20 protein-coding genes are annotated in these 20,405 nt (G+C 67.9%); 11 read left to right on the plus strand and 9 right to left on the minus strand.

Translation table 11 applies throughout. The features are described from left to right. The first annotated feature begins 18 nt into the window (after positions 1–18). Positions 19–3,474: a transcription-repair coupling factor gene (gene mfd, locus E8A49_RS06490; protein WP_293378027.1), complete on the plus strand. Its 3,456-nt coding sequence runs from the start codon at positions 19–21 to the stop codon at positions 3,472–3,474. A gap of 107 nt (positions 3,475–3,581) precedes the next feature. Further along, entirely contained in the window at positions 3,582–6,077 is a 2,496-nt protein-coding gene (locus E8A49_RS06495; protein WP_293377858.1) for an ATP-binding protein, read from the plus strand. Between the two features lie 6 nt (positions 6,078–6,083). Here E8A49_RS06495 and E8A49_RS06500 read toward each other — a convergent pair whose 3' ends face one another. Both E8A49_RS06500 and E8A49_RS06505 read right to left on the minus strand, forming a co-directional pair. Beyond that, complete coding sequence (locus tag E8A49_RS06500) at positions 6,084–6,596, minus strand: CcdC protein domain-containing protein (RefSeq protein WP_293377861.1); 513 nt, start codon at positions 6,594–6,596, stop codon at positions 6,084–6,086. A gap of 33 nt (positions 6,597–6,629) precedes the next feature. Next, positions 6,630–7,955, minus strand: a complete 1,326-nt coding sequence (locus tag E8A49_RS06505; RefSeq protein ID WP_293377864.1) for a diguanylate cyclase — start codon at positions 7,953–7,955, stop codon at positions 6,630–6,632. A gap of 127 nt (positions 7,956–8,082) precedes the next feature. Here E8A49_RS06505 and E8A49_RS06510 point away from each other — a divergent pair, with 127 nt between their 5' ends. Together E8A49_RS06510 and E8A49_RS06515 are read left to right on the plus strand one after the other, a co-directional pair. Beyond that, entirely contained in the window at positions 8,083–8,859 is a 777-nt protein-coding gene (locus E8A49_RS06510; RefSeq protein ID WP_293377867.1) for an SDR family NAD(P)-dependent oxidoreductase, read from the plus strand. An 80-nt stretch (positions 8,860–8,939) separates the two neighbouring features. Further along, positions 8,940–10,085 carry a CaiB/BaiF CoA-transferase family protein gene (locus E8A49_RS06515; RefSeq protein ID WP_293377870.1) on the plus strand — a complete coding sequence of 382 codons (1,146 nt, stop codon included), beginning with the start codon at positions 8,940–8,942 and terminating at the stop codon, positions 10,083–10,085. A 158-nt stretch (positions 10,086–10,243) separates the two neighbouring features. Here the strand turns inward: E8A49_RS06515 and E8A49_RS06520 are convergent, their stop codons facing one another. Continuing rightward, on the minus strand, positions 10,244–10,684 hold the full coding sequence (locus E8A49_RS06520) for a YciI family protein (RefSeq protein WP_293377873.1): 441 nt from the start codon (positions 10,682–10,684) through the stop codon (positions 10,244–10,246). 149 nt (positions 10,685–10,833) lie between these two features. Here E8A49_RS06520 and E8A49_RS06525 point away from each other — a divergent pair, with 149 nt between their 5' ends. Then, positions 10,834–11,784 carry a YihY/virulence factor BrkB family protein gene (locus E8A49_RS06525; protein WP_293377876.1) on the plus strand — a complete coding sequence of 317 codons (951 nt, stop codon included), beginning with the start codon at positions 10,834–10,836 and terminating at the stop codon, positions 11,782–11,784. Here E8A49_RS06525 and E8A49_RS06530 read toward each other — a convergent pair. The 4 genes from E8A49_RS06530 to E8A49_RS06545 all read right to left on the minus strand — a co-directional run bounded on the left by E8A49_RS06530 (position 11,759) and on the right by E8A49_RS06545 (position 13,515). Then, a complete protein-coding gene (locus tag E8A49_RS06530) occupies positions 11,759–11,989 on the minus strand; it encodes a sulfurtransferase TusA family protein (RefSeq protein ID WP_293377879.1) in 231 nt (76 codons plus the stop codon). The genes E8A49_RS06525 and E8A49_RS06530 overlap by 26 nt on opposite strands. A 108-nt stretch (positions 11,990–12,097) precedes the next feature. Beyond that, complete coding sequence (locus tag E8A49_RS06535; protein WP_293377882.1) at positions 12,098–12,385, minus strand: hypothetical protein; 288 nt, start codon at positions 12,383–12,385, stop codon at positions 12,098–12,100. A gap of 148 nt (positions 12,386–12,533) precedes the next feature. Then, on the minus strand, positions 12,534–13,226 hold the full coding sequence (locus tag E8A49_RS06540) for a hypothetical protein (protein WP_293377884.1): 693 nt from the start codon (positions 13,224–13,226) through the stop codon (positions 12,534–12,536). Positions 13,227–13,242: 16 nt separating this feature from the next. Beyond that, positions 13,243–13,515 (minus strand): hypothetical protein, encoded by a 273-nt coding sequence (locus E8A49_RS06545; protein ID WP_293377886.1) that lies wholly within the window; start codon positions 13,513–13,515, stop codon positions 13,243–13,245. A 163-nt stretch (positions 13,516–13,678) separates the two neighbouring features. On the opposite strand from E8A49_RS06545, the gene E8A49_RS06550 reads away from it, so the two are divergent. Then, entirely contained in the window at positions 13,679–14,788 is a 1,110-nt protein-coding gene (locus tag E8A49_RS06550; protein WP_293377888.1) for an S-(hydroxymethyl)glutathione dehydrogenase/class III alcohol dehydrogenase, read from the plus strand. A gap of 11 nt (positions 14,789–14,799) precedes the next feature. On the opposite strand, the gene E8A49_RS06555 is transcribed toward E8A49_RS06550, so the two are convergent. Further along, on the minus strand, positions 14,800–15,426 hold the full coding sequence (locus tag E8A49_RS06555) for a hypothetical protein (protein WP_293377891.1): 627 nt from the start codon (positions 15,424–15,426) through the stop codon (positions 14,800–14,802). 38 nt (positions 15,427–15,464) lie between these two features. Here E8A49_RS06555 and E8A49_RS06560 point away from each other — a divergent pair, with 38 nt between their 5' ends. Genes E8A49_RS06560 through E8A49_RS06570 form a run of 3 tightly spaced genes read left to right on the plus strand, consistent with a single transcriptional unit; the run spans position 15,465 to position 17,582 of the window. After that, the gene (locus tag E8A49_RS06560; RefSeq protein ID WP_293377894.1) at positions 15,465–15,980 is read left to right on the plus strand and encodes a ParA family protein; all 516 of its coding nucleotides are present in this window, start codon (positions 15,465–15,467) and stop codon (positions 15,978–15,980) included. A 12-nt stretch (positions 15,981–15,992) separates the two neighbouring features. Continuing rightward, the gene (locus tag E8A49_RS06565; RefSeq protein ID WP_293377896.1) at positions 15,993–17,120 is read left to right on the plus strand and encodes a HigA family addiction module antitoxin; all 1,128 of its coding nucleotides are present in this window, start codon (positions 15,993–15,995) and stop codon (positions 17,118–17,120) included. A gap of 9 nt (positions 17,121–17,129) precedes the next feature. Then, positions 17,130–17,582: a hypothetical protein gene (locus tag E8A49_RS06570; RefSeq protein WP_293377899.1), complete on the plus strand. Its 453-nt coding sequence runs from the start codon at positions 17,130–17,132 to the stop codon at positions 17,580–17,582. A 55-nt stretch (positions 17,583–17,637) separates the two neighbouring features. Here the strand turns inward: E8A49_RS06570 and E8A49_RS06575 are convergent, their stop codons facing one another. Then, on the minus strand, positions 17,638–18,369 hold the full coding sequence (locus E8A49_RS06575) for a hypothetical protein (RefSeq protein ID WP_293377902.1): 732 nt from the start codon (positions 18,367–18,369) through the stop codon (positions 17,638–17,640). Between the two features lie 469 nt (positions 18,370–18,838). On the opposite strand from E8A49_RS06575, the gene E8A49_RS06580 reads away from it, so the two are divergent. After that, positions 18,839–19,522, plus strand: coding sequence for a hypothetical protein (locus E8A49_RS06580; RefSeq protein ID WP_293377905.1), 684 nt, complete (start codon positions 18,839–18,841; stop codon positions 19,520–19,522). A gap of 370 nt (positions 19,523–19,892) precedes the next feature. Next, a complete protein-coding gene (locus tag E8A49_RS06585) occupies positions 19,893–20,375 on the plus strand; it encodes an Hsp20 family protein (RefSeq protein ID WP_293378030.1) in 483 nt (160 codons plus the stop codon). Positions 20,376–20,405 lie beyond the last annotated feature (30 nt).

Below are 20,405 nucleotides of genomic sequence, written 5' to 3' on the forward strand. Positions count from 1 at the left end.
CCCTTAAGCGCCGCCGATATGCGCCGGGTGGCCGAGGACCCCGGACGCCTCGACCTGGTCGGCGCGCCTGAGGGCTTCGACGCCCTGGTGATGGCCGACGTCGTGCGCGCCCGCAAAGGCCTGACGGTGTTCGTGGCCCGCGACGGGGCGCGGCTCTCGGCCTTCGCCGAGGCCTTCCGGTTCTTCGCGCCCGAGGTCGAGGTCCTGATCTTCCCGGCCTGGGATTGCCTGCCCTACGACCGGATCGGCCCCTCGGCGGGGATCGCGGCGCTGCGGATGACCACGCTCTCTCGGCTGGTCGACGGCGCGGACGACAAGACGCCGCGCCTGCTGATGACCACCGTGCCGGCCCTGCTGCAGCGCGTGCCGCCGCAGAGTTCGGTGAAGCGCGCCGGCTACTCGGCCAAGGTCGGAAACGTCGTCGAGATCGCCGACCTGGAGGCCTATTTCGCGATCAACGGCTACCAGCGCGCCTCCACCGTGTCGGAGAAGGGCGAGTTCGCCATCCGCGGCGGGGTGATCGACGTCTTCCCGCCCAGCGCCGAGGAGCCGGTGCGCCTGGACCTGTTCGGGGACACCCTGGAATCCATCCGCGGCTTCGATCCGGAGACCCAGCGCTCGACCCGGCAGTTGAAGGACGTCAGCCTGCTGCCGGTCAGCGAGGCCCTGCTTGACAAGGAGGCCATCTCCCGATTCCGGTCCGGCTATCTGGAGACCTTCGGGGCGGCGGGCGACGACCCGCTCTACGCCACGGTCTCCGAGGGCGGCCGGCGCGCCGGCATGGAGCACTGGCTGCCGCTGTTCTATCCGAAGATGGCGACGCTCTTCGACTACCTGCCGGACGCCGCCGCCATCGCGCTCGACCACCTGGCCCGCGAGGCGCGCGACGAGCGGCTGGCGATGATCGCCGACGCCTATGACGCGCGCTCGAACACCGAGCGGCGCATCCACTATCATCCCCTGGAGCCGGACCAGCTCTACCTGACCGCCGACGAATGGGGCGAGCGGCTGGCCAAGCGCGCCACGCGGCGGTTCTCGTCCTTCCAGGAAGCCGAGGGCGACACGGTCATCGACATGGGCGCGCGCGCCGGGCGCAGCTTCGCCCCCGAACGCCAACGCGACAGCGTCAACCTGTTCGAGGCCACAGCCCAGCACGCTGAGGCGCTGTCCACCGCCGGCAAGCGGGTGCTGTTCGCCTCCTGGTCGGAGGGTTCGTCCGACCGCCTGGGCTCGATGCTGGCCGACCACGGCCTCTCCAACATCCCCTACGCGCCCTACTGGGACGCGGCCAAGGCGGCGAGCCCGAAGGTCCCGCAGCGGGTGGTTCTGCCACTCGACGCCGGGTTCGAGACCGACAGCCTGGCGGTCATCTCCGAGACCGACATCCTGGGCGACCGGCTGTCGCGGCCCCGGCGCCGGCGGCGGGCGTCCAACTTCCTGGCGGAGGCCTCGGCCCTGACCCAGGGCGACCTCGTGGTGCACATCGACCACGGAATCGGCAGGTACGAGGGGCTGAAGACCCTGGACGTGGCCGGCGCCCCGCACGACACCCTGGAGATCCACTACGGCGGCGAGGCCAAGCTCTACCTGCCAGTGGAGAACATCGATCTCCTGACCCGCTACGGCGCCGACAGCGAGGGCGTGGTGCTCGACCGGCTGGGCGGGGCGGCCTGGCAGGCGCGTAAGGCCCGCGCCAAGGAGCGGCTGCGCGAGATGGCCCAGGGCCTGATCCGCATCGCCGCCGAGCGCGCCACCAAGACCACCGATCCGGTCGAGCCGCCGCACGGGGTCTTCGACGAGTTCTGCGCCCGCTTCCCCTACGAGGAGACCGACGACCAGCTGTCGGCCATCGGCGACGTGCTGGAGGACCTCGGCGCCGGCAAGCCGATGGACCGGCTGATCTGCGGCGACGTGGGCTTCGGCAAGACCGAGGTGGCGCTGAGGGCGGCCTTCGTGGTGGCCATGAGCGGCCAGCAGGTGGCCGTGGTCGCGCCCACCACGCTGCTCGCGCGCCAGCACTACAAGACCTTCTCCGAGCGCTTCGAGGGCTGGCCGGTGAAGGTGCGGCGCCTGTCGCGCCTGGTCCCGGCCAAGGAAGCCGGCGAGACGCGCGAGGCGCTGAAGGCCGGCGAGGTTGAGATCGTCGTCGGCACCCACGCGGTGCTTTCCAAGCAGGTGGGCTTCAAGAACCTCGGCCTGGTGATCGTCGACGAGGAGCAGCACTTCGGGGTCAAGCATAAGGAGAAGCTCAAGGAGCTTCGCGCCGACGTGCACATGCTGACGCTGACCGCCACGCCGATCCCGCGCACCCTGCAGATGTCGCTCTCCGGCATCCGCGAGATGTCGATCATCGCCACCCCGCCGGTCGACCGCCTGGCCGTGCGCACCTACATCACGCCGTGGGATCCTGTGGTGGTCCGCGAGTCCCTGCTGCGCGAGAAGTACCGCGGCGGCCAAGCGTACTACGTCGCCCCGCGCATCTCCGACCTGCCGGAGCTGGAGCGGTTCCTGCGCGAGCAGGTGCCGGAGGTGAAGTTCGTGGTCGGCCACGGCCAGATGGCGCCGACCCAGCTCGAGGAGGTGATGAGCGCCTTCTACGACGGCCAGTACGACGTGCTGCTCTCGACCACCATCGTGGAGAGCGGCCTCGACATCCCGACGGCCAACACCTTGATCATCCACCGCGCCGACATGTTCGGCCTGGCCCAGCTCTACCAGCTGCGCGGCCGGGTAGGCCGGGCCAAGAGCCGCGCCTACGCTTACATGACCACGCCGGCTGAGAAGCAGATCACGCTGTCGGCCGAGAAGCGGCTGAAGGTGCTGCAGTCGCTCGACAGCCTGGGCGCGGGCTTCCAACTGGCCAGCCACGACCTCGACATCCGCGGTGGCGGCAACCTGCTGGGCGAGGAGCAGTCCGGCCACATCCGCGAGATCGGGGTCGAGCTCTACCAGCAGATGCTGGAGGACGCGGTCAACGACCTGAAGGCCCTGGCTGGGGCCGAGAACACCGCCGACTCCGACCGGGGCTGGTCGCCGCAGATCAACACCGGCGCTGCGGTGCTGATCCCCGAGGACTATATCCCCGACCTCAACGTGCGCCTGTCGCTCTACCGGCGGCTGTCCGAGGCCGAGAAGGCGCAGGACCGCGAGGCTTTGGCCGCCGAGCTGATCGACCGCTTCGGCCCGTTGCCGCCGGAGGCCGGCCAGTTGCTGAAGGTCGTCGCCATCAAGGGCCTCTGCCGCGAGGCCAACGTGGCCAAGATCGACGTCGGGCCGAAGGGCGCGGTCGTCACCTTCCGCAACGACGACTTCAAGAACGGAATGGGCCTCGTCCAGTTCGTGCAGAAGAACCAGGTCGCCTGGCGCGTGCGGCCTGACCAGAAGGTGGTCGTGAAGGGTGAGTGGGAAACGCCGGAGCAGCGGCTGGGCGCGGCCGAGCGCATCCTGACGGAGCTGGCCAGGCTCGCCGCCTGACGTCCGCAGGCGGACAAATTGCCGCACTCGATGAACGGCGGTCCATTAAATCAATCGCAAAGCTTGTGGGCGCATGATCCGCCGGTCCTTGGGGGACCTGTTCGACCATGCGGCTTAAGTCCCTGTCTCTGTCGCAGAAGCTGCTGGGCGGCCTGCTGGCGATCTCGCTCGCCTTCACGGCGACGGGGACGGTGGCCGCCTATGTGATGTTCCGCGACCGCGCCGAGCAGATGCGCGTCGCCGACCTCAAGCTCTATGTCGAGCAACGCACCAAAGCCGAGCAGGCGGTCTTCGAGGAGGTGCGCACCAAGCATCTCTCGGCGACCCGCGCGCTCGCTGTCCGGCTGGAGAGTCAGGACCCGAAACAGGCGGTCCGCGACTTCGACCGCTTCTTCCCCCTGCAGGCCGACGGCACGCGGCGCGGTTCGGGCGCCCTGGCGAAGGGCGTGGCGGAGGGCGGCGACCGGCTCTATGGCCTGACTGCCTTCATCGGCGACGGCGCGCGCGTCAGCGACGACGACAAACGCCTGATGATGGCGATGACCTACGTCATCCGCGCCTCGGGCGAGGCCGACCGGTCGGGCTTCGACAACTTCTACTACGCCGCGCCGTCGAACCGGCTGATCATGTTCACGCCGGACCATCCGGAGAAGATCAGCTTCTACAATCACGACGCGCCGGCGACCTTCAGCGTGGGCCACGTCGACCTGGTGAACATCAGCCTGCCGCAGAACAATCCGACCGGCGCCACCGGCTGCACCCGGCTCACCCCGCTGCTCACCGACCGCAGCCACAAGTCCATGGTGTCGGCCTGCGTGACGCCGATCTATCTGCAGGGCCGCTATGTGGGCGCCTGGGCCGACACCATGCAGATGGGCTCGCACTTCCTGGCGGCCCTGCGCGACACCGTGCCCGGCGCGACCAACCTGATCATCGACGAGCAGGGCTCGCTGATCGCCTATCCCGGCTTCGTGACCACCAAGTACGTCACCGCGCCGGCGATCCACACTTACGAGACGAAGCTGAAGCTGCGCGACGTCGCCAAGGTGATCCGCGCCCAGAACCGCGAATATGGGGTGGTCACCAGCCCCGACGGCCGCGACCTCGTCGCCTATGGCCATATCGACGCGCGCTGGTACTTCCTAATGACCCTGCCGCACGCGGTGGTGGATCGGGCCGCCTCGGTCTCGGCCCTGCCGTTGCTGGTGATCGGCCTGTTCGGCGCCATGGCTCAGGCGGCGCTGATCCTGCTGTGGGCCCGCAGCCTCTTCGTGAAACCCTTGGAGCAGCTCGTGGAGGACGCCAAGACCGGCGGCCAGGGCGCGGAGTCGGCGCGGCTCGAGGCCCGGCACGACGAGATCGGCGAGCTGGCCCGCGCGCTCACCGGCGAGCGCGAACGCACCCAGGAGCTGACCAACGGCCTGGAAGACCGCGTGCGTGAGCGCACCGCCGAGCTGGACCGGGCCAACCAGGCCAAGTCGTCCTTCCTGGCCACCATGAGCCACGAGCTGCGCACGCCGCTGAACGGCGTCGTGGCCCTATCGCACCTGCTGGCCGAACGGCAGACCACGCCCGAGGACAAGGAGATGGCCGCCCTGATCATCTCCTCCGGCCGCCTGTTGGAGCAGGTGCTTACCGACATCCTCGACTTCTCCAAGATCGAGGCGGGGCAGCTCTCATTGGACGAGGCGCCGTTCGAGCTGGAGGTCTGCGTGCGCCGGGTGGCCGCGCTGCACCGCGCCGCCGCCGAGGCCAAGGGCCTGGCGCTGTCCTGGCATGTGGATGAGAACGCGGTCGGCGGCGTGCTGGGCGACGAACTGCGCATCACCCAGGTGCTGTCCAACTTCCTCTCGAACGCCGTGAAGTTCACCGAGCACGGCCAGGTATCCCTGGAGGTGAGCCGCAACGCCGAGGGCGTGCTGTTCGCCGTGCGCGACACCGGGATCGGCTTCGCGCCGGATGTGGGGCAGCGGCTGTTCCAACGCTTCGAGCAGGCGGATGTCTCGATTACCCGGCGGTTCGGCGGCACAGGCCTGGGCCTGGCGATCTGCGCCTCCCTGGCCCAGCTGATGGGCGGCCGGGTCTGGGCGGAATCAGAGCCGGGCGTGGGTTCGGCCTTCTACGCCCAGCTCGTCCTGCCGGAACTCTGTCTGCTGTCGGATGGCGAGGCGGACACGGCGCAGGATGACAGCGCGCTCCTGGCCGGCGCCCGGGTGCTGCTGGCCGAAGACCATCCGGTGAACCAGCGGGTCGTGGCCCTGATCCTGGAGCCGCTGGGCGTCGTGCTGACCACCGTCGGCGACGGCGCCGAGGCGATCGAGGCGGAGGCCGCCGGCAATTTCGACCTGATCCTGATGGATCTGCATATGCCGCGGGTGGATGGCCTCAGCGCCACCCGCGCCATCCGCGCCGCGGAGACCGCGCGGGGCTCGTCGCGCACGCCGATCGTGGCCTTGACCGCCGACGCGCTTGCCGAGCACGTGGCCGCCACCCGCGCCGCGGGGGCCGACCATCACCTCGCCAAGCCGATCCGGCCTGAGGCGCTGGTGGACATCATCGCCGAGATCCTGGCCGCGGACCCGCGCCGCAGCGCCGCCGCCTGAGGACGGCTAGAGCCCGGCGTTGCCGCGGGCCTCTTGGAGCAGACGGTTGGCGCGCAGGAAGATCTCCAGGCGCTGGGCGCAGACCAGGCCGACCGACAGCACGAGGAGGGCGTCTGCGACAGGCGGGCCCCATTCGCCGAGTGCGCCTTGCGTCACATAGGTGCGCAGGGCCATGCGCAGCACCAGTATGCCCAGGATCACCACCATGCCGATGGGCGAGGCGCGGCTGGTCAATTCGTGGGTGACCGGGTCGATGGTGATGTGGGTGAAGCGAGCGCGCCACCAGCCCAGCAGCGCGCCGACGAGCACGGCGGCGAGGTCGAGACTGATGCTGAGCGGCGAGATCGACGGGCCCCCGTTGGCGACCGAAACGCGGGTTTCCTGGAAGAGCGCCAAGCCGATCATGGCCACGATGATCACCGGGGCGACCCACATGGCTTCGATCCGCAGCCGCCGCGCCCGCGAATTGCGCAGGATCACCAGCACCATCACGATCGCAACCGGGACCAGGGTCGCCATGGGCGAGCCATTCGGGGGCGGTGTCGGCATGTTCTAGCTCGCCTTGAGGCCTTGGGCATGGGCGGCGGCTTCTTCGAGCGCGCGCCCGGCGGATTCGGCGGAGGTCACCGGGGCGACGCCCAGGTCGAATTCCACCACAAACGGAGTATTGCCTTCGCCGGCCTCGAAGGCCGTGCAGCCGATCACCGCGGCGATCCGCTCGCCGGCCAGGCGGCCCTTCGGCCCCGGCGTGTTGGGCAAGGCGAGGGCGAACACCTCGGGGCCGAGGCGCGCGGCGGTGTCCTCCACGCGCACCAGGCGGCCGACCATGGAGCCGATCTGCGGCACCGCCTTGTCCAGCCAACCGGCGGCGCGCGGGGCCTTAAGCTCGGGCTTGTCGGCGACCTTTAGGACACAGACGCTCAGCGCGCGGTTGCGCAGCTTGGACGCCTGGGCCAGGCGGCCCAGGTGGGCGGCGAACAGGTCGCGGGTGAAGAGGCCGGTGGCGGCGTCCATCAGGCCGGAGGTGCGCGCCTGCTCCAGCGCCTGGCGCACGCCCATCTGGCGGCGGTAGCTGCGGGCCAGCTCGACGATGCGGCGCGCCGTCTCGCTCTCCGGCGTCTCCGGCGAGGCCACGTCCGACAGGCCTCGGTGGAAGGCCTCCGAGGTGGTGACGTAGGTTTCCTTGCGCATGTAGAGCAGGGCGGGCGTGTGGTAGAGGCGGGTGTTGCGGCGCAGGCCCGCGGCGATGCTGAGCGCCTCCTGCGGATTGTCCCCCGCCCACAGCACCACCGCATCGAAGATTCGCTCATGCAGGTAGTCGAAGGCGGTGTAGGCGGTGAACGCGCCCACCACGTCGGCGCCGTTGCGCAGCAGGGCGTTGGAGAGCGCCAGGAACTGCGGCGCGGGCTCCCCGATGGCCAGGACGCGGTAAGGACTGGTGTCGACTTCCGGGGCGGCGAAGGTGCGGCCGAACTCGGCGAAGGTCTCCGAGCGCAGCTCGAATTCCTCCTCGGCGACGGCGGTGCGCACCAGGGTCTCCAGGCGCATGGCAGCCTGGGCGGGATGCAGCGGCGCGGCCAGGGTGACGTCGAAACCGTACGTCTCCAGGATCGGGTCGGGGTCGCCGATGGCGATCACCGGCAGGCGGCGCGGCGCGCAGGCCGCCTTCAGGCGGCGCGCCAGGCCGAGGGCCTCTTCGCCCACCCCGCGCAGGTCGATGATTGCGCCTTCGATCTGCAGGTCGGAGATGGCGGTGACTGCGGCGAAGCGGCCGCGGGCGGTGATGGTGCGCCAGCCGAGACGGTCCAGCCCCTCGGCGAGGGGCCCCGCCAAGGTGTCGTCCCGCGCGACGATCAGAATCCGCGCCTGGACGTTCACGCCATCAACTCCCTTCCTTGCAACCCGGCTACGCCCGACCAACACGTCCGCATAGGCGACTCCGACACGTCAGGATAGACGGACACCGTAAGTCGCGACAGCGGGCGAAGGGTTAAGGAGGTTGAAGATGGGCGCAAGTCTACAAGGCCAGGTTGCCGTCGTCACGGGCGCTTCGGGCGGCCTGGGCGCCCATTTCGCGAGGGTCCTGGCCTCGGAGGGCGCGGGGGTGGCGCTGACGGCGCGGCGGCTGGACAAGATCGAGGCTTTGGCCGGCGAGCTTGCGGCGCAAGGCCGCACCGCCATGGCGGTGCGCCTGGACGTCGCAAAGCCCGAGACGATTCCCGAGGCCTTCGACGAGATCGAGGCGGCGCTGGGCCCGATCTCGATCCTGATCAACAACGCCGGCGTCGGCGGCGAGGGCCTCGCCCTCGACATGACTGTCGAGCATTTCGACACCACCTTCGACACCAATGTGCGCGGCGTCTACTTCGCCGCCCAGGCTGCGGCCCGGCTGATGATGGCCTCGGGCGTGGCGGAGCGCGGGGTAGGGCGGATCGTCAACATCGCCTCTGTGGCCGCCCAGACCAGCCTGCCGGGGTTGTCCGCCTACTGCGCCTCGAAGGCCGCGGTGGCGATGATGACCCGAGTGATGGCGCGCGAGTGGGCCCGGCGCGGCATCTCGGTCAATGCGCTGGGGCCCGGCTACGTACTCACCGACATCAACGCCGACTGGTTCGAGACCGAGGGCGGCGCGGCGCAGCTGAAGCGGTTCCCGAAGCGGCGGCTGATGCAGGAGACCGACCTCGACGCGGCGCTCCTGATGCTGGCCGGCCCCGCCGCCTCGGCGATCACCGGCCAGCTGATCATCATCGACGACGGTCAGACCCTGCCGGGCGGCGGTTGAACCGCCTTGGCTGCCCCCTCTTGGCTGACCGGGGGGTAGGGCGCTTTACTCGCGCGTCAACGAAGTAAGGGAGTGAGGCTATGCGCCAGGGACCGCTGAGCGGCTTGAAAGTCGTGGAGTTCGCCGGCATTGGGCCGGGGCCGTTCTGCGGCATGCTGTTGTCCGATCTGGGCGCCGACGTGGTGCGCATCGACCGCAAGGGCGGGCGGGGCGGCGCGCCTTCGGACATCACCGCCCGCGGCCGCCGTTCGGTGGCGCTGGACCTCAAGAGCCCCGGCGCCATCGAGGCCTGCCTGAAGCTGATGGAAAAGGCCGACGCCATCATTGAGGGCTTTCGCCCCGGGGTGATGGAGCGGCTGGGCCTGGGCCCCGACGTCGCGCTGAAGCGCAACCCGAAGCTGGTGTTCGGCCGCATGACCGGCTGGGGGCAGAACGGCCCCTACGCCAACGCCGCCGGCCACGACATGAACTACATCGCCATCACCGGCGCCCTGCACGCCATCGGCACGGCCGAGAAGCCGATCCCGCCGCTGAACCTGGTGGGCGACTTCGGCGGCGGCGCGCTCTACCTGGCCTTCGGCCTGCTGGCCGGGGTGATCCATGCGCGCGAAACCGGCGAGGGCCAGGTGATCGACTGCGCCATGAGCGACGGGGCCGCCTCGCTGATGGCGATGTTCTACGGCTTCAAGGCCTCGGGCATGTGGCAGGAAGAGCGGCGGTCCAACCTGCTGGATGGCGGCGCCCACTTCTACGACACCTACCAGTGCAGCTGCGGCAAGTGGATCTCGATCGGCTCCATCGAGCCGCAGTTCTATGCCCTGCTGCTCCAGAAGACTGGCATCGACGACCCGGATTTCGCCCGCCAGATGGACCGCTCCGCCTGGCCGCAGCTACGCGAGAAGCTGGCGGCGGCGATCGCCGGCAAGACCCAAGCCGAGTGGTGCGCGATCATGGACGGCACCGATGTCTGCTTCGCTCCGGTCCTCGACCTCGACGAGGCGCCGAGGCATCCGCACAACACCGCGCGCCAGACCTTCGTGGAGGTGGCGGGCGTCACCCAGCCTGCGCCCGCGCCGCGCTTCTCCGCCACGCCCGGCGCCATCCAGGGCCCGCCGCCCGCCGTCGGCGCCCACGACCGCGAGGCCCTGCTGGATTGGGGCTTCACGCCCAGCGAGGTCGCCGCGGTGATCGGCGCGGACACACCGGTCGCGGATTCGGTTTCCTGACCGACACGTTCAGGTTGGGTTCAGCCGCCGCCCGCCAGAGTGGCTCCAGGTTGTTCGGCGCGCTCTCCCGTCCCTCGAAGCGTCGAGTAGCCTGATGGAACGACACGCCCATCGGCGGCGCGTCACCCGACCGGGTGGCGCGCCGTTTCCATTTGGGCTCAGGCGTCGGCCTTGGGCGCTTTGCGGGCCTGCTCTTCACGCCAGGCCTGTTCCTGGGCGATCTCCTCCGGCGAGGCGACGCCGGCGAAGTCCTCGGGCTCGAAGTAAGGACGGATCTCGGCGTTGAACTCGCCGTCGCCTGGCGGGATGCGCTTGGCCCAATCGACAGCCGCCTGCAGTGAATCGACCTGCCAGATCCAGTAGCCGGCGATCAATTCCTTGGTCTCGGCGAAGGGGCCGTCGGTGATCATCGGCGCACGGCCGGCCTGCAAGCTGACCCGCGCACCGCTGGCGCTGGCCTTCAGGCCGCCGCCGTCAAGCATGACACCGGCGGCGATCAGCTCGTTGTTGAAGGCGCCCATGGCCTCCAAATGGTTGGGGTCGGGCAGGGCGCCGGTTTCCGACTGTTCGCTCGCTTTCACGATCACCATCACCCGCATCGCGATCTCTCCCACTGGTCTCGAACCGGCCGTTGCGCCCGGCTTTCGACCGGAACGACGAACCAAACCCGCCCGGCCCGACAGGTCGAGTGGAATTCTTGGACGCCCCGCCTTGCGCTGGCGCAGCTTCCTCCGCACCCTCGCGAGCGATGGCGCCGCCCCGGATCATCTCCCGCCTGAGGGCGGTCCGCTGGAATCCGCTGCTCTGGTTGCGGCTCTCGCTGCGCACGGTGTGGCGCGCGCTGACCCGGCTCTGGGGCCGCGACGTGATGCTCTACACGGGCGGGGTCTCGTTCTTCAGCCTCCTGGCGATCTTCCCGGCGCTGGCGATCCTGGTGACCCTCTACAGCCTGCTCTCCAATCCGGAGCAGGCCGAGCGCGAGGGCGAGGTGCTGGCCCTGTTCATCCCGGAAGGCGCGCGCAGCATCGTGCAGCAGGAGCTGGTGCGCCTGGCGCATGCGCCGCACCTGGCCATGTCGACCCAGGGGGGCCTGGCCCTGCTGATCGGCCTCTATGCCGCGCACCGCGGCTTCAAGGCCATGCTGGCGGGGCTCTCCTTCATCCACGACGAGGATCAACCGCACGGTTTCGTAGGCTTCAACCTCTTGGCCTTCGCGGTGCTCTTGGCGACCTTCGCCCTCCTGGCGGTGGTTTCCGCGGCCTTCTTCAGCCTGCGGGTGCTGGCCTCGGCCTTCGACCTGCGGCCTCTGCGGGGCGTATCCTGGCTCTACAGCGAATGGACCTGGGGCAGCGCGGCCATCACGCTGGGCATGGGGCTGATCTACCGTTGGGCGATGTCGCGCCGGCCGATCGGCTGGCGGGCCTCGATCCTGGGCGGCTTCAGCGCCGCGATCCTTTGCCTGTTCGCCTCCTGGGCGACGGCCTTCTATGTCCAGGAGATCGCCCATCTGGGGGCGACCTACGGCTCGATCGCCACCGTGGTGATCTTCCTGATCTGGCTGTCGTGGAACGTGAACGCGATCTTCTTCGGCGGCGCGCTCGCCACCGAGGCGGAGATCGTCCTGGATGAATACGAGAGCCCTCCGGCTCTGGAGGACCTGCGCGGCGAGGCGCCTATGGTTTCGCCACCAGGAAGCTGAAGCCGCCGTCGGCCTCTTCGCGCGCCAGGATCTGGGCGCCCGCCTCGGCGGCGAAGTGGGGCACGTCGATCCGCGCCATGGGATCGTCGGCCAGCAGGCGCACCCGCGACCCGGCCGGCGCGGCCTCCAGCGCCTTGCGCAGCCTGAGGGTTGGCACCGGGCAGCGGTGGCCGCGCGCGTCGACCAGGATGTCTTCGGAGGTCATGGCCTGGCGCATACACCGCCGGCGCCCAAACGCAAAAGGCGCGGCCCGACCCCCTTGAGGATCGGTCCGCGCCCCGTCGGCTTCCAGGGGAGGAAGCTGACCCTTCGCCTATTTCGGCGGCGTGGTCGTGGTGGTGGAGCTGGTCGTCGAAGACCCGCCGGGAGGCGGCGTGGCGCTGGCGTCGGCCGGCGGCGTCGTGGTGGTCGTCGTGGTCGAGGAGGCATCGCCCGAGGCCGGCGGCGTCGCGGCCGGAGCCGTGCTGTCCGTGGCCGGCGTGGTGGTGCTGCTCGTCGTCGTGCTGTCGTCGGCCTTCTTTTGGCAGCCGGCCAGACCCAGGCTGACGGCGGCGAGGCCGGCGGCGACGACCATGGCGCCGCGTGAGAACCCGATGTGCATTTCGCAAGTCTCCATTGTTTCGATCAGTGGACCGACGTCAGCCCCCTGCAGAGCTGGAACCGTCTTAGGCGGATCCGGTTCCCGAAAATGTGAAGAACACCGGTTGAACCGACTGGGTCCGGCCTAAATAGCCCTTCCGGAGGCCGGATCAGCGTGGGGCCGCGCCACCCGCGACGGACCCGGCCGCGACCGATCCGGGCGCCGAGGCCGAGGCTGGGACGCCGGTGCTGGCGGCGGCCGCGGCGGGCGCCCCGCCCAGGGTGGTCGTAGATGAGCCGGCGGCGGTGGGGCCGGGCGCGCCCAGGACGCCGCTGCCGCCGCGCGCGCCGCCCACGGCGGGAATGACGCCGGTCCGTCCGGAATTGGTTGCGCCGACGCCCGCGGCGCCGCCACGCGCGGCGCTGGTCGAGGCCGCCGCCGAGCCCGGCGCGGCGGACGCCATCACGAAGCCGCCGGCGACGCCGACCCCAGGACTGGCGGGGACCGTGCCGTTGGCGCTGCTGAGCGGGGTCACCGCCGCGGTCTGGCTGGCTTCGCTGATCATCGTGGGCGCGTTGGCCGAGGCCGCCGCGGCGTTGGCCGCGACATTGGCGCCGCCGTCCACCGCCGTGTTCGTCGCCGCGGGCGTCGTCCCGGCCGTGCCCGTTGGAACGGAGGTCGGGCCGGCGGAGCTGGCGCCGATGCCGCCGGAGCCATAGCCGCCGGACGGGGGGGCGTTGACGGCGGTCTGGGTGGCGGCGGCGTCCGAGCTGGTCCGCGAGCAGCCGGCCGCGAGCAGGGCGGCGGCGGCGAGCGCGGCGCCCGAGGCCAAGAGGGTCAGGCGGACAGGGCGTTGGGTCATGGCAGGTCTCCTGGGCTCAGCCCGCCCGGCGGATCGGCATCCCGCCGCGTTCGGCCTTCAGCAGGTTCCAGCCGTCGCGGGTGAGGACAAAGGCGTGGAGCGAGCCGCGCCAGCCGTTGGCGGCCGAGGCGCCGCCGGCCCGCTGCAGCAGCCGCCGGCCGCAGAGCCGCAGGCAGGCGCCCATCACGGCCGGGTCGTTGTCGAACACCGGCGCCCGCAAAGCCTCCAGCAGGACCTTGCGTTCGGTCTCGGTGAGGTCCGGCTGGGATGGGGTTTGGCGCTCGCTCATGTTCCGCTAACGCCGATCGGGCTGCTCTGTTGCCGAAGCGGGGCCTTTGAAGCGCGCCGGACCGCCGGAAGGTCTTCACAAGCCCGTGCGCATGGGAAATGGTCGCGCCGCGCAAATCGCCCCAAACCGTCCCCCCAAAGCCATCAAACAAAAGAGAGCCGCCATGAAGACCCGCGCCGCCGTCGCCTTCGAGGCCAAGAGGCCGCTGGAGATCGTGGAGCTGGACCTGGAGGGCCCCAAGGCCGGCGAGGTGCTGGTGGAGATCAAGGCGACGGGCGTCTGCCACACCGACGCCTACACCCTGGACGGCCTGGATTCGGAGGGCCTGTTCCCCTCGGTCCTGGGCCATGAGGGCGCCGGCGTGGTGGTCGAGGTCGGCGCGGGCGTCACCAGCGTCAAGCCGGGCGACCACGTGATCCCGCTCTACACACCCGAATGCCGCCAGTGCAAAAGCTGCCTCTCCCGCAAGACCAACCTCTGCACCGCGATCCGCGCCACCCAGGGCAAGGGCCTGATGCCCGACGGGACCAGCCGCTTCTCCTACAAAGGCCAGGCCGTCTTCCACTACATGGGCTGCTCGACCTTCTCGAACCACACCGTGCTGCCGGAGATCGCGGTGGCGAAGATCCGCACCGACGCGCCCTTCGACAAGGCCTGCTACATCGGCTGCGGCGTGACCACGGGCGTCGGGGCGGTGGTCAACACCGCCGACGTGGAGGCCGGCGCCAACGTCGTGGTGTTCGGCCTGGGCGGCATCGGCCTCAACGTCATCCAGGGGGCCAAGCTGGTGGGCGCGGGGATGATCGTGGGCGTCGACATCAACCCTGCGCGGGAGGAATGGGGCCGCCGGTTCGGCATGACCCACTTCGTCAATCCGAAGACCGTCGACGGCGACCTGGTGGCGCATCTGGTGCAGCTCACCGACGGCGGGGCCGACTACACCTTCGACTGCACCGGCAACACCGAGGTCATGCGCCAGGCGCTGGAGGCCTGCCACCGCGGCTGGGGCGAGAGCGTGATCATCGGCGTGGCCGAGGCCGGCCGGGAGATCGCCACGCGGCCCTTCCAGCTGGTCACCGGCCGGGTCTGGAAAGGCACGGCCTTCGGCGGCGCGCGCGGGCGCACCGACGTGCCGAAGATCGTCGACTGGTACATGGACGGCAAGATCGAGATCGACCCGATGATCACCCACACCCTACCGCTCGACCGCATCAACGAGGCCTTCGACCTGATGCATCGGGGGGAGAGCATCCGCAGCGTGGTGGTATACTAGGGCCTCGCGCCTCAGCCGGTGTCGGCGAGCGGGGGCGGGGAGCCTCCGGCGTCCTGAAGGGGCGGCTCGCAGAGGCTCAGGGTCACCGCGCCGGACAGCCCCATGTCGGCGATCATGCGCCGGGCCAGGACCTCGATGGGCAGCGCCTCGAAATCTGGGCTGAGCGCGGCCTCGTCGAGGCGCGCGGCGAGGTCGTCGGTCAGCACCTCGAAGTCCTCCTCGTCGCCCTCGGACTCGGTCCAGAGGAGGCGGTTCAGGAGGTTCTTCACCCGGCCCTTGCGGCGCCAGACGTCATCGCGGACCGGCAGCGCCGAGGCCATGGCGGCGATGGTTTCGACCCGCGCCGCGGCGGCTTCCGCCTCGCGGGCCGCGTCCTTCGCGTCGCGGGCGGCCGCGCGCTCGAGCTTGACGTCCAGCGCGAGCGTCAGGCGCAGCACCCGCGTGGTCTTCTGGAAGGCCTCGGTCAGCGCGAGGGTCTCGTCGAGATCCTCGCTGGCCCGCGCCCGCACCGCCAACTCCCGCGCCATCGCCAGCGCCAGCTCGGCGACCTCGCCCAGCATGGCCTCCGCCCGGGCCTGTTTTTCCGATGAAACGGGGTAGTGGGTCAGTTTGAATTTCAGCTGCGAAACGGCCGTCACGGTGCGCACCCACTCCGCGATGTTGGTGCCGTTCGCAAATGATCGCCGATTCAGACATTGCTGGGCGTCATGCGCGCAAAGGTGGTAGGTTTTCCCCCAGGGTGAGGGGGGTGCGAAAAATGGTTCCTATTGTATCGTTGTTCAACCACAAGGGCGGCGTCAGCAAGACTACAACCACGTTCAATCTTGGCTGGGCCATGGCCGAGCATGGTCGTCGCGTACTAATAGTAGATGGCGATCCCCAATGTAACCTGACTGGAACGGTTCTTGGGTTTGATGGGGTCGAAGATTTCAGTGATTTCTACAAGAATAATCCAAACGCCAATATCGCCGAGTCTTTGGATCCCATATTTAAGGCAACTGGCAATCCTCTAAAGCCCGCGACAATTACTAAGACCACTCACGAAAACCTATTTCTATTGGCTGGTAATATAGACCTAGCCGAGAATGAAACTCAGATTGCAGTGAACGACCAGTACAGAATACGCTTTACGCTCGACGACACGCAAAGACCGCATGTCGTCACCATCAATTTCATCGGCGACCCGCACTGAGGAGGAGGTAAAATGAGTTTCGCATCTTGTCTTACTGACGTCCCTCATCCCGGGGAATTTCTTCGGGAGGAGTTGGAGGAGCGTGGGTGGTCGCAACGCGACTTCGCCTTCATCCTTGGTGTGCCGGAACAGACGATAAATCTGATCCTGGGCGGTAAGCGCGGCATCAGCCCGGAGATGGCCAAGGCCCTTGGCGGGGCCTTGGATGTGTCGGCGGAATACTTCGCCAATCTCCAGAAGATGTATGAGATGGCGAACGCCAGGGAACCTGACCCGGCCATTGCGCGCCGGGCACTGCTTCAGGGGTCCTATCCTATCCGCGAGATGATCAGGCGCGGCTGGCTGGAGGATACCGACGTCGCCATGCTCGAAGCGCAGATGATGCGCTTCTTTCACGTCAACGACGTGGGGCAAATCCCCCATCTGGCGCATGCCGCCAAGAAGCAGGACTACACCGAAACGACGCCTTCGCAGCTGGCGTGGCTATTTCGCGTGAAGCAGATCGCAGCCGAGATGGTCGTCCCGACCTACTCGGAAAGTAAACTCAAGGCGCTCGTCGCGGAGTTTCCTCGGTACATGATGGACCCCGAAGAAATCCGCCATGTTCCGCGGCTTCTGGGCGACTGCGGAGTGCGTTTCGCCGTCGTGGAAACGCTGCCCAAGGCCAACATTGATGGCGTCTGCTTTTGGCTCGACGACGCACCTGTCATTGGCCTGACGACGCGCTTCGACCGCATCGACAACTTCTGGTTCGTCTTGGGGCATGAGTGCGCCCATGCCCTGAACGGAGATGGGCGAGATGAACCCATGGTTGACGTGGATCTTGAAGGGGAAGCCGCCGGCCAGGGCGATGACTTGCCGCTTGAAGAGCGGAAGGCAAACGCTGCGGCGGCGAACCTCTGCGTGCCCGCTGATGACTTGGAGTCCTTCTATATTCGGAAGAACCCCTACTTCTACGAGCGCGATGTTCTTGGGTTCGCGCGGCGCTTGCAGCGGCATCCCGGCATTGTCGTCGGACAACTACAGCGCCGGATGGGCCGCTACGACTACCTCACTCGGCACAAGGTCAAGATCAGGCAGCACCTGCTGCCTGGGAGCATGGTTGACGGATGGGGCGTTGCGGCGCCCGTAACCCTTTAGGAGCCAAAAGTGGCCACCTATAACGAACAGCTACAGCGGGTCTGGCACGCCTTTGAGGAGGCCAATGGCTTCCTGCCATCGTCCGCGCGCGACGCCGTGAAATGGGGCGTTGAGCGGGGGATGATCGTAGTCGGGCCGCCCGACCCTTACGACAAGCTTGCTGAAGATATGGCGCGGGCGTTGCGGGAGGAATACGGCACCGATCACCTGGGTCGGCGCTACCGCAAGAACCATGCTGTCAGGGTCACCAAGGGCGGTGTGCAGCTCACCTTCTGGGCCATGATGGGCGAGGCCCCGCGCGAGCATATGCAGAAGGCGTTTGTGCAGCGCCGGGAGCAGATTGTCGGAGACTGCGTGCAGCTATCTACGGACGTCGAAGTCTACAACGACATGAACACGGGGCAGCCGCCCATTTACGACGTTCCGCCACCATCTTCTCGTACGTGTCGAGAAGGGCTTTGACGACCGCAGGATCAATCTTCGACGACAGGTTTTTTTGAATGACGGAGCGCAATGGCTACTTCTTCTTCGTCTGATAGACCCAAAGTTGCTTACCGCTAACGTCCTGCTTTTCGCGGGACAGCAGTTTGTCCCTTACACCCGACAGCAAATATTTCGGGATGCTCGTGCGCGGGATCAGAATGGCTTCTTGGTGGAAGCGGGCCTGAACGTCGGACAGGGTCTTTGGCTTGTCGAAGTATCCTTCGGCGATCCAGCTGCGGAAGGTCTCCCCCAAGTCACTGCCACTGGCCCGCTTCCGATCGCCCTTGATGTCCGGCTTTTGCGCATCCTCGCGAGACGAAGCGTCGTCATTATTGGTCGACTTCGTGCGCTTCTGGCTTTTCCGGCGGCGGGCCGGGGCAGATAAACCCGCCTTCTGCTCCAGTTCACGTTGGATCGCCGCGAGGCTGGAAGCGCGGACCGAGTATCCAGCGCCTTTGGAGACCACCAAGTGGCGGTCCTTCAGGTCCTTAAGGAGAGGGCGCAGTGACCCACCAGGGATGCCTAGCTTTTCGTCGAGGTCGGCTGGCTTCGTTTCAACCGTGACCAGATCGTCGACGACGAACGACCAGCCTTGGAGGGCAACGAGATACACAAGGATTTTCCCCTTGTTGCCCAGGGCGGCGAACTCCGGGGTGAACGCAATGTCGCGCTCCTCCGGATCATAACGCACGAAGTCCTTGATGATCGCCTCGATAGCCTCTTCAGTCAGAGCCGATTTCTGCGCGACCAAATCTTTGAGAGCCATCCCGAGCCTCCTGCGAACGAATACACGCATACACGATTCGCTCGTTACGAGTCCCGCCGCGGCCGAGGATTGAGCGGAATTTCAGTGGAAAAAGGTGTGGATGGTGACTTCCAAAGTTCTAGAGAGCCGGGTCAGCCGCCAAAGTGGCGGCACGCATACGGAACGCGCGTATCCGTACTAGGTGCGTTCTGGCATAGTGGCGGTGAATTCCGTCTTCTATGGTGGATTTTGCCTGCACCAGGCTAGGCTTTCCGGAGCGGCGACGTTGACGGTCTGGATGACTAAGGTCTGGGGGTACGGCGAGCCCGTAGGCCCTCTACAGTTTTCCACCGAAGGCTGGCGCCGGCGGGCGCGCTCGCAGCTGCAGCCTGGCGACACCGTCGCGCTCGTTGGGACCATGGGTCCGGAGACCGAGGAAGGCGAGCAAAATAGGCTCCTAGGCCTCATGGAGCCGACGACCGAGCCGGTCATGGCGCTCGACTACTTGAAGGCCGACCGCGCGGAGGATTTCAACGAACGCGGCGAATACAAGTGGCCCTTCGGCCTGCTCAACAGGGCGGCGTGGCGGTTCGATGAGCCCCGCGTAAAGCTGGCGGACATTAGCGACAGATCGTTTGCTATGGATTCCGCGCAAGGGATCGTCCCCCTGACGCCGGATGAAGCCGCACGGGTGCTGGCGCTGCCACGCACGCCAGCGGCCCTGGCGCAGTCGATCGTGGAGACGGCTCGGATCGAAGGGGATGATGTCGCCCGACGGAGAGGGGCTCCGCCGCCGACAACCACCCGCGCAGGCGTGATGCACATGCGCCGAGCCCCCGCCTTCACCTATGCGCTGGCGCTAACCGCGCCGGGACTGGGTGCGCGGATGCCCACGCAGCTCGGCTACAAGATCGGCTGGGCCTTCGACTGGGAAGCTCGGATGCGCACGTTCAATCATGCCGCTATGCCGGCGCTCGGCGGGCTGACCTATGGCCCGGGCATGAAGCATCTTTGGCCTACCGCCATGGCCGCCTTCCGCATGGAGCAGGCCGTTCTCGAGCAGTTCGGGACCGCGCGTCACCGCAACAACCACGAGATCGTCGCGGGCGTTACGAAGGACGAGGTGGAACTCGCATGGGCGAGTTGCATCGCAGAGGTGAAGCGCCAATTTTGAATTGTCGATGCAGCATTCCGACTATCAGCCCTGTTAGCCGCGGCGGACGTCCTGTTTCCGGACCGGTCCTAAGGTCCGCTCGTGGCGCATCTGAGACGTTGGCGCTTGGACCGGCCCTGACTCTAAGGACACCTTCGGGACGTCTGGTTCCGGTCGCGAACCAAGCGCGCTTTCACGAGACTGGCTCGGCGCGATCAAGGGCACGGTTGGGCCGTTCTCCGCCCCAAGAAATTTTTTCGGCAGGCCTCTTGACGCTCAAACGCCTTGAATTAAATCCCCCGCCGTCGAGCGCCGGAAGGGCTCGGCAAAGGTCAGGGCGTCCGCGTCCGGGCGCTCTTCACGTCCAACTTGCTCGTTCGAGGAGATGGAAATGAGAACGGCTTTTGACTTCTCTCCCCTGTATGGGTCGATGATTGGCGTCGACCGGATGGCAGACCTCATCGAAATGTCGATGAAGACCGCCAGCGATCGGGCCTATCCGCCCTACGACATCGAAAAGATCGGCGACGACGCCTACCGGATCACGATCGCCACTGCGGGCTTCCGGCCCGAAGACCTGGAGATCACGGCCCAGCCCAACCTTCTGGTGGTGGCCGGGCGCAAGGGCGAGGCCGACGACGGCCGCCAGTTCCTGCATCACGGTCTGGCCGGCCGGAACTTCGAGCATCGTTTCGAGCTTGCCGACTACGTGGTCGTTCGCGCCGCGAACTACGCCAATGGCCTGCTGTCGATCGACCTCGCGCGCGAGGTGCCGGAGGCCATGAAGCCGCGGCGGATCGAGATCGCCGCGCAAGCCTCGGCGGGCGCGGAGCGGCAACTGCAGGACACCCGACCGCGCCGCCGCGCCGCCTAGTCCCAACTCCGACTCCATAGCTTGGCGCCT

This window comes from Phenylobacterium sp. (assembly GCF_004799515.1).
Lineage (GTDB): Bacteria > Pseudomonadota > Alphaproteobacteria > Caulobacterales > Caulobacteraceae > Phenylobacterium.

What these genes read in the sequence shown, in the direction of transcription:
- mfd (WP_293378027.1), top strand. Translation starts at nt 19, where the DNA reads ATGCGCCGGGTGGCCGAGGACCCCGGACGCCTCGACCTGGTCGGCGCG.
- E8A49_RS06495 (WP_293377858.1), top strand. Translation starts at nt 3,582, where the DNA reads ATGCGGCTTAAGTCCCTGTCTCTGTCGCAGAAGCTGCTGGGCGGCCTG.
- E8A49_RS06500 (WP_293377861.1), bottom strand. Translation starts at nt 6,596, where the DNA reads ATGGCGACCCTGGTCCCGGTTGCGATCGTGATGGTGCTGGTGATCCTG.
- E8A49_RS06510 (WP_293377867.1), top strand. Translation starts at nt 8,083, where the DNA reads ATGGGCGCAAGTCTACAAGGCCAGGTTGCCGTCGTCACGGGCGCTTCG.
- E8A49_RS06515 (WP_293377870.1), top strand. Translation starts at nt 8,940, where the DNA reads ATGCGCCAGGGACCGCTGAGCGGCTTGAAAGTCGTGGAGTTCGCCGGC.
- E8A49_RS06520 (WP_293377873.1), bottom strand. Translation starts at nt 10,684, where the DNA reads ATGCGGGTGATGGTGATCGTGAAAGCGAGCGAACAGTCGGAAACCGGC.
- E8A49_RS06525 (WP_293377876.1), top strand. Translation starts at nt 10,834, where the DNA reads ATGGCGCCGCCCCGGATCATCTCCCGCCTGAGGGCGGTCCGCTGGAAT.
- E8A49_RS06530 (WP_293377879.1), bottom strand. Translation starts at nt 11,989, where the DNA reads ATGACCTCCGAAGACATCCTGGTCGACGCGCGCGGCCACCGCTGCCCG.
- E8A49_RS06535 (WP_293377882.1), bottom strand. Translation starts at nt 12,385, where the DNA reads ATGCACATCGGGTTCTCACGCGGCGCCATGGTCGTCGCCGCCGGCCTC.
- E8A49_RS06540 (WP_293377884.1), bottom strand. Translation starts at nt 13,226, where the DNA reads ATGACCCAACGCCCTGTCCGCCTGACCCTCTTGGCCTCGGGCGCCGCG.
- E8A49_RS06545 (WP_293377886.1), bottom strand. Translation starts at nt 13,515, where the DNA reads ATGAGCGAGCGCCAAACCCCATCCCAGCCGGACCTCACCGAGACCGAA.
- E8A49_RS06550 (WP_293377888.1), top strand. Translation starts at nt 13,679, where the DNA reads ATGAAGACCCGCGCCGCCGTCGCCTTCGAGGCCAAGAGGCCGCTGGAG.
- E8A49_RS06560 (WP_293377894.1), top strand. Translation starts at nt 15,465, where the DNA reads ATGATCGCCGATTCAGACATTGCTGGGCGTCATGCGCGCAAAGGTGGT.
- E8A49_RS06565 (WP_293377896.1), top strand. Translation starts at nt 15,993, where the DNA reads ATGAGTTTCGCATCTTGTCTTACTGACGTCCCTCATCCCGGGGAATTT.
- E8A49_RS06575 (WP_293377902.1), bottom strand. Translation starts at nt 18,369, where the DNA reads ATGGCTCTCAAAGATTTGGTCGCGCAGAAATCGGCTCTGACTGAAGAG.
- E8A49_RS06580 (WP_293377905.1), top strand. Translation starts at nt 18,839, where the DNA reads ATGGCGCTCGACTACTTGAAGGCCGACCGCGCGGAGGATTTCAACGAA.
- E8A49_RS06585 (WP_293378030.1), top strand. Translation starts at nt 19,893, where the DNA reads ATGAGAACGGCTTTTGACTTCTCTCCCCTGTATGGGTCGATGATTGGC.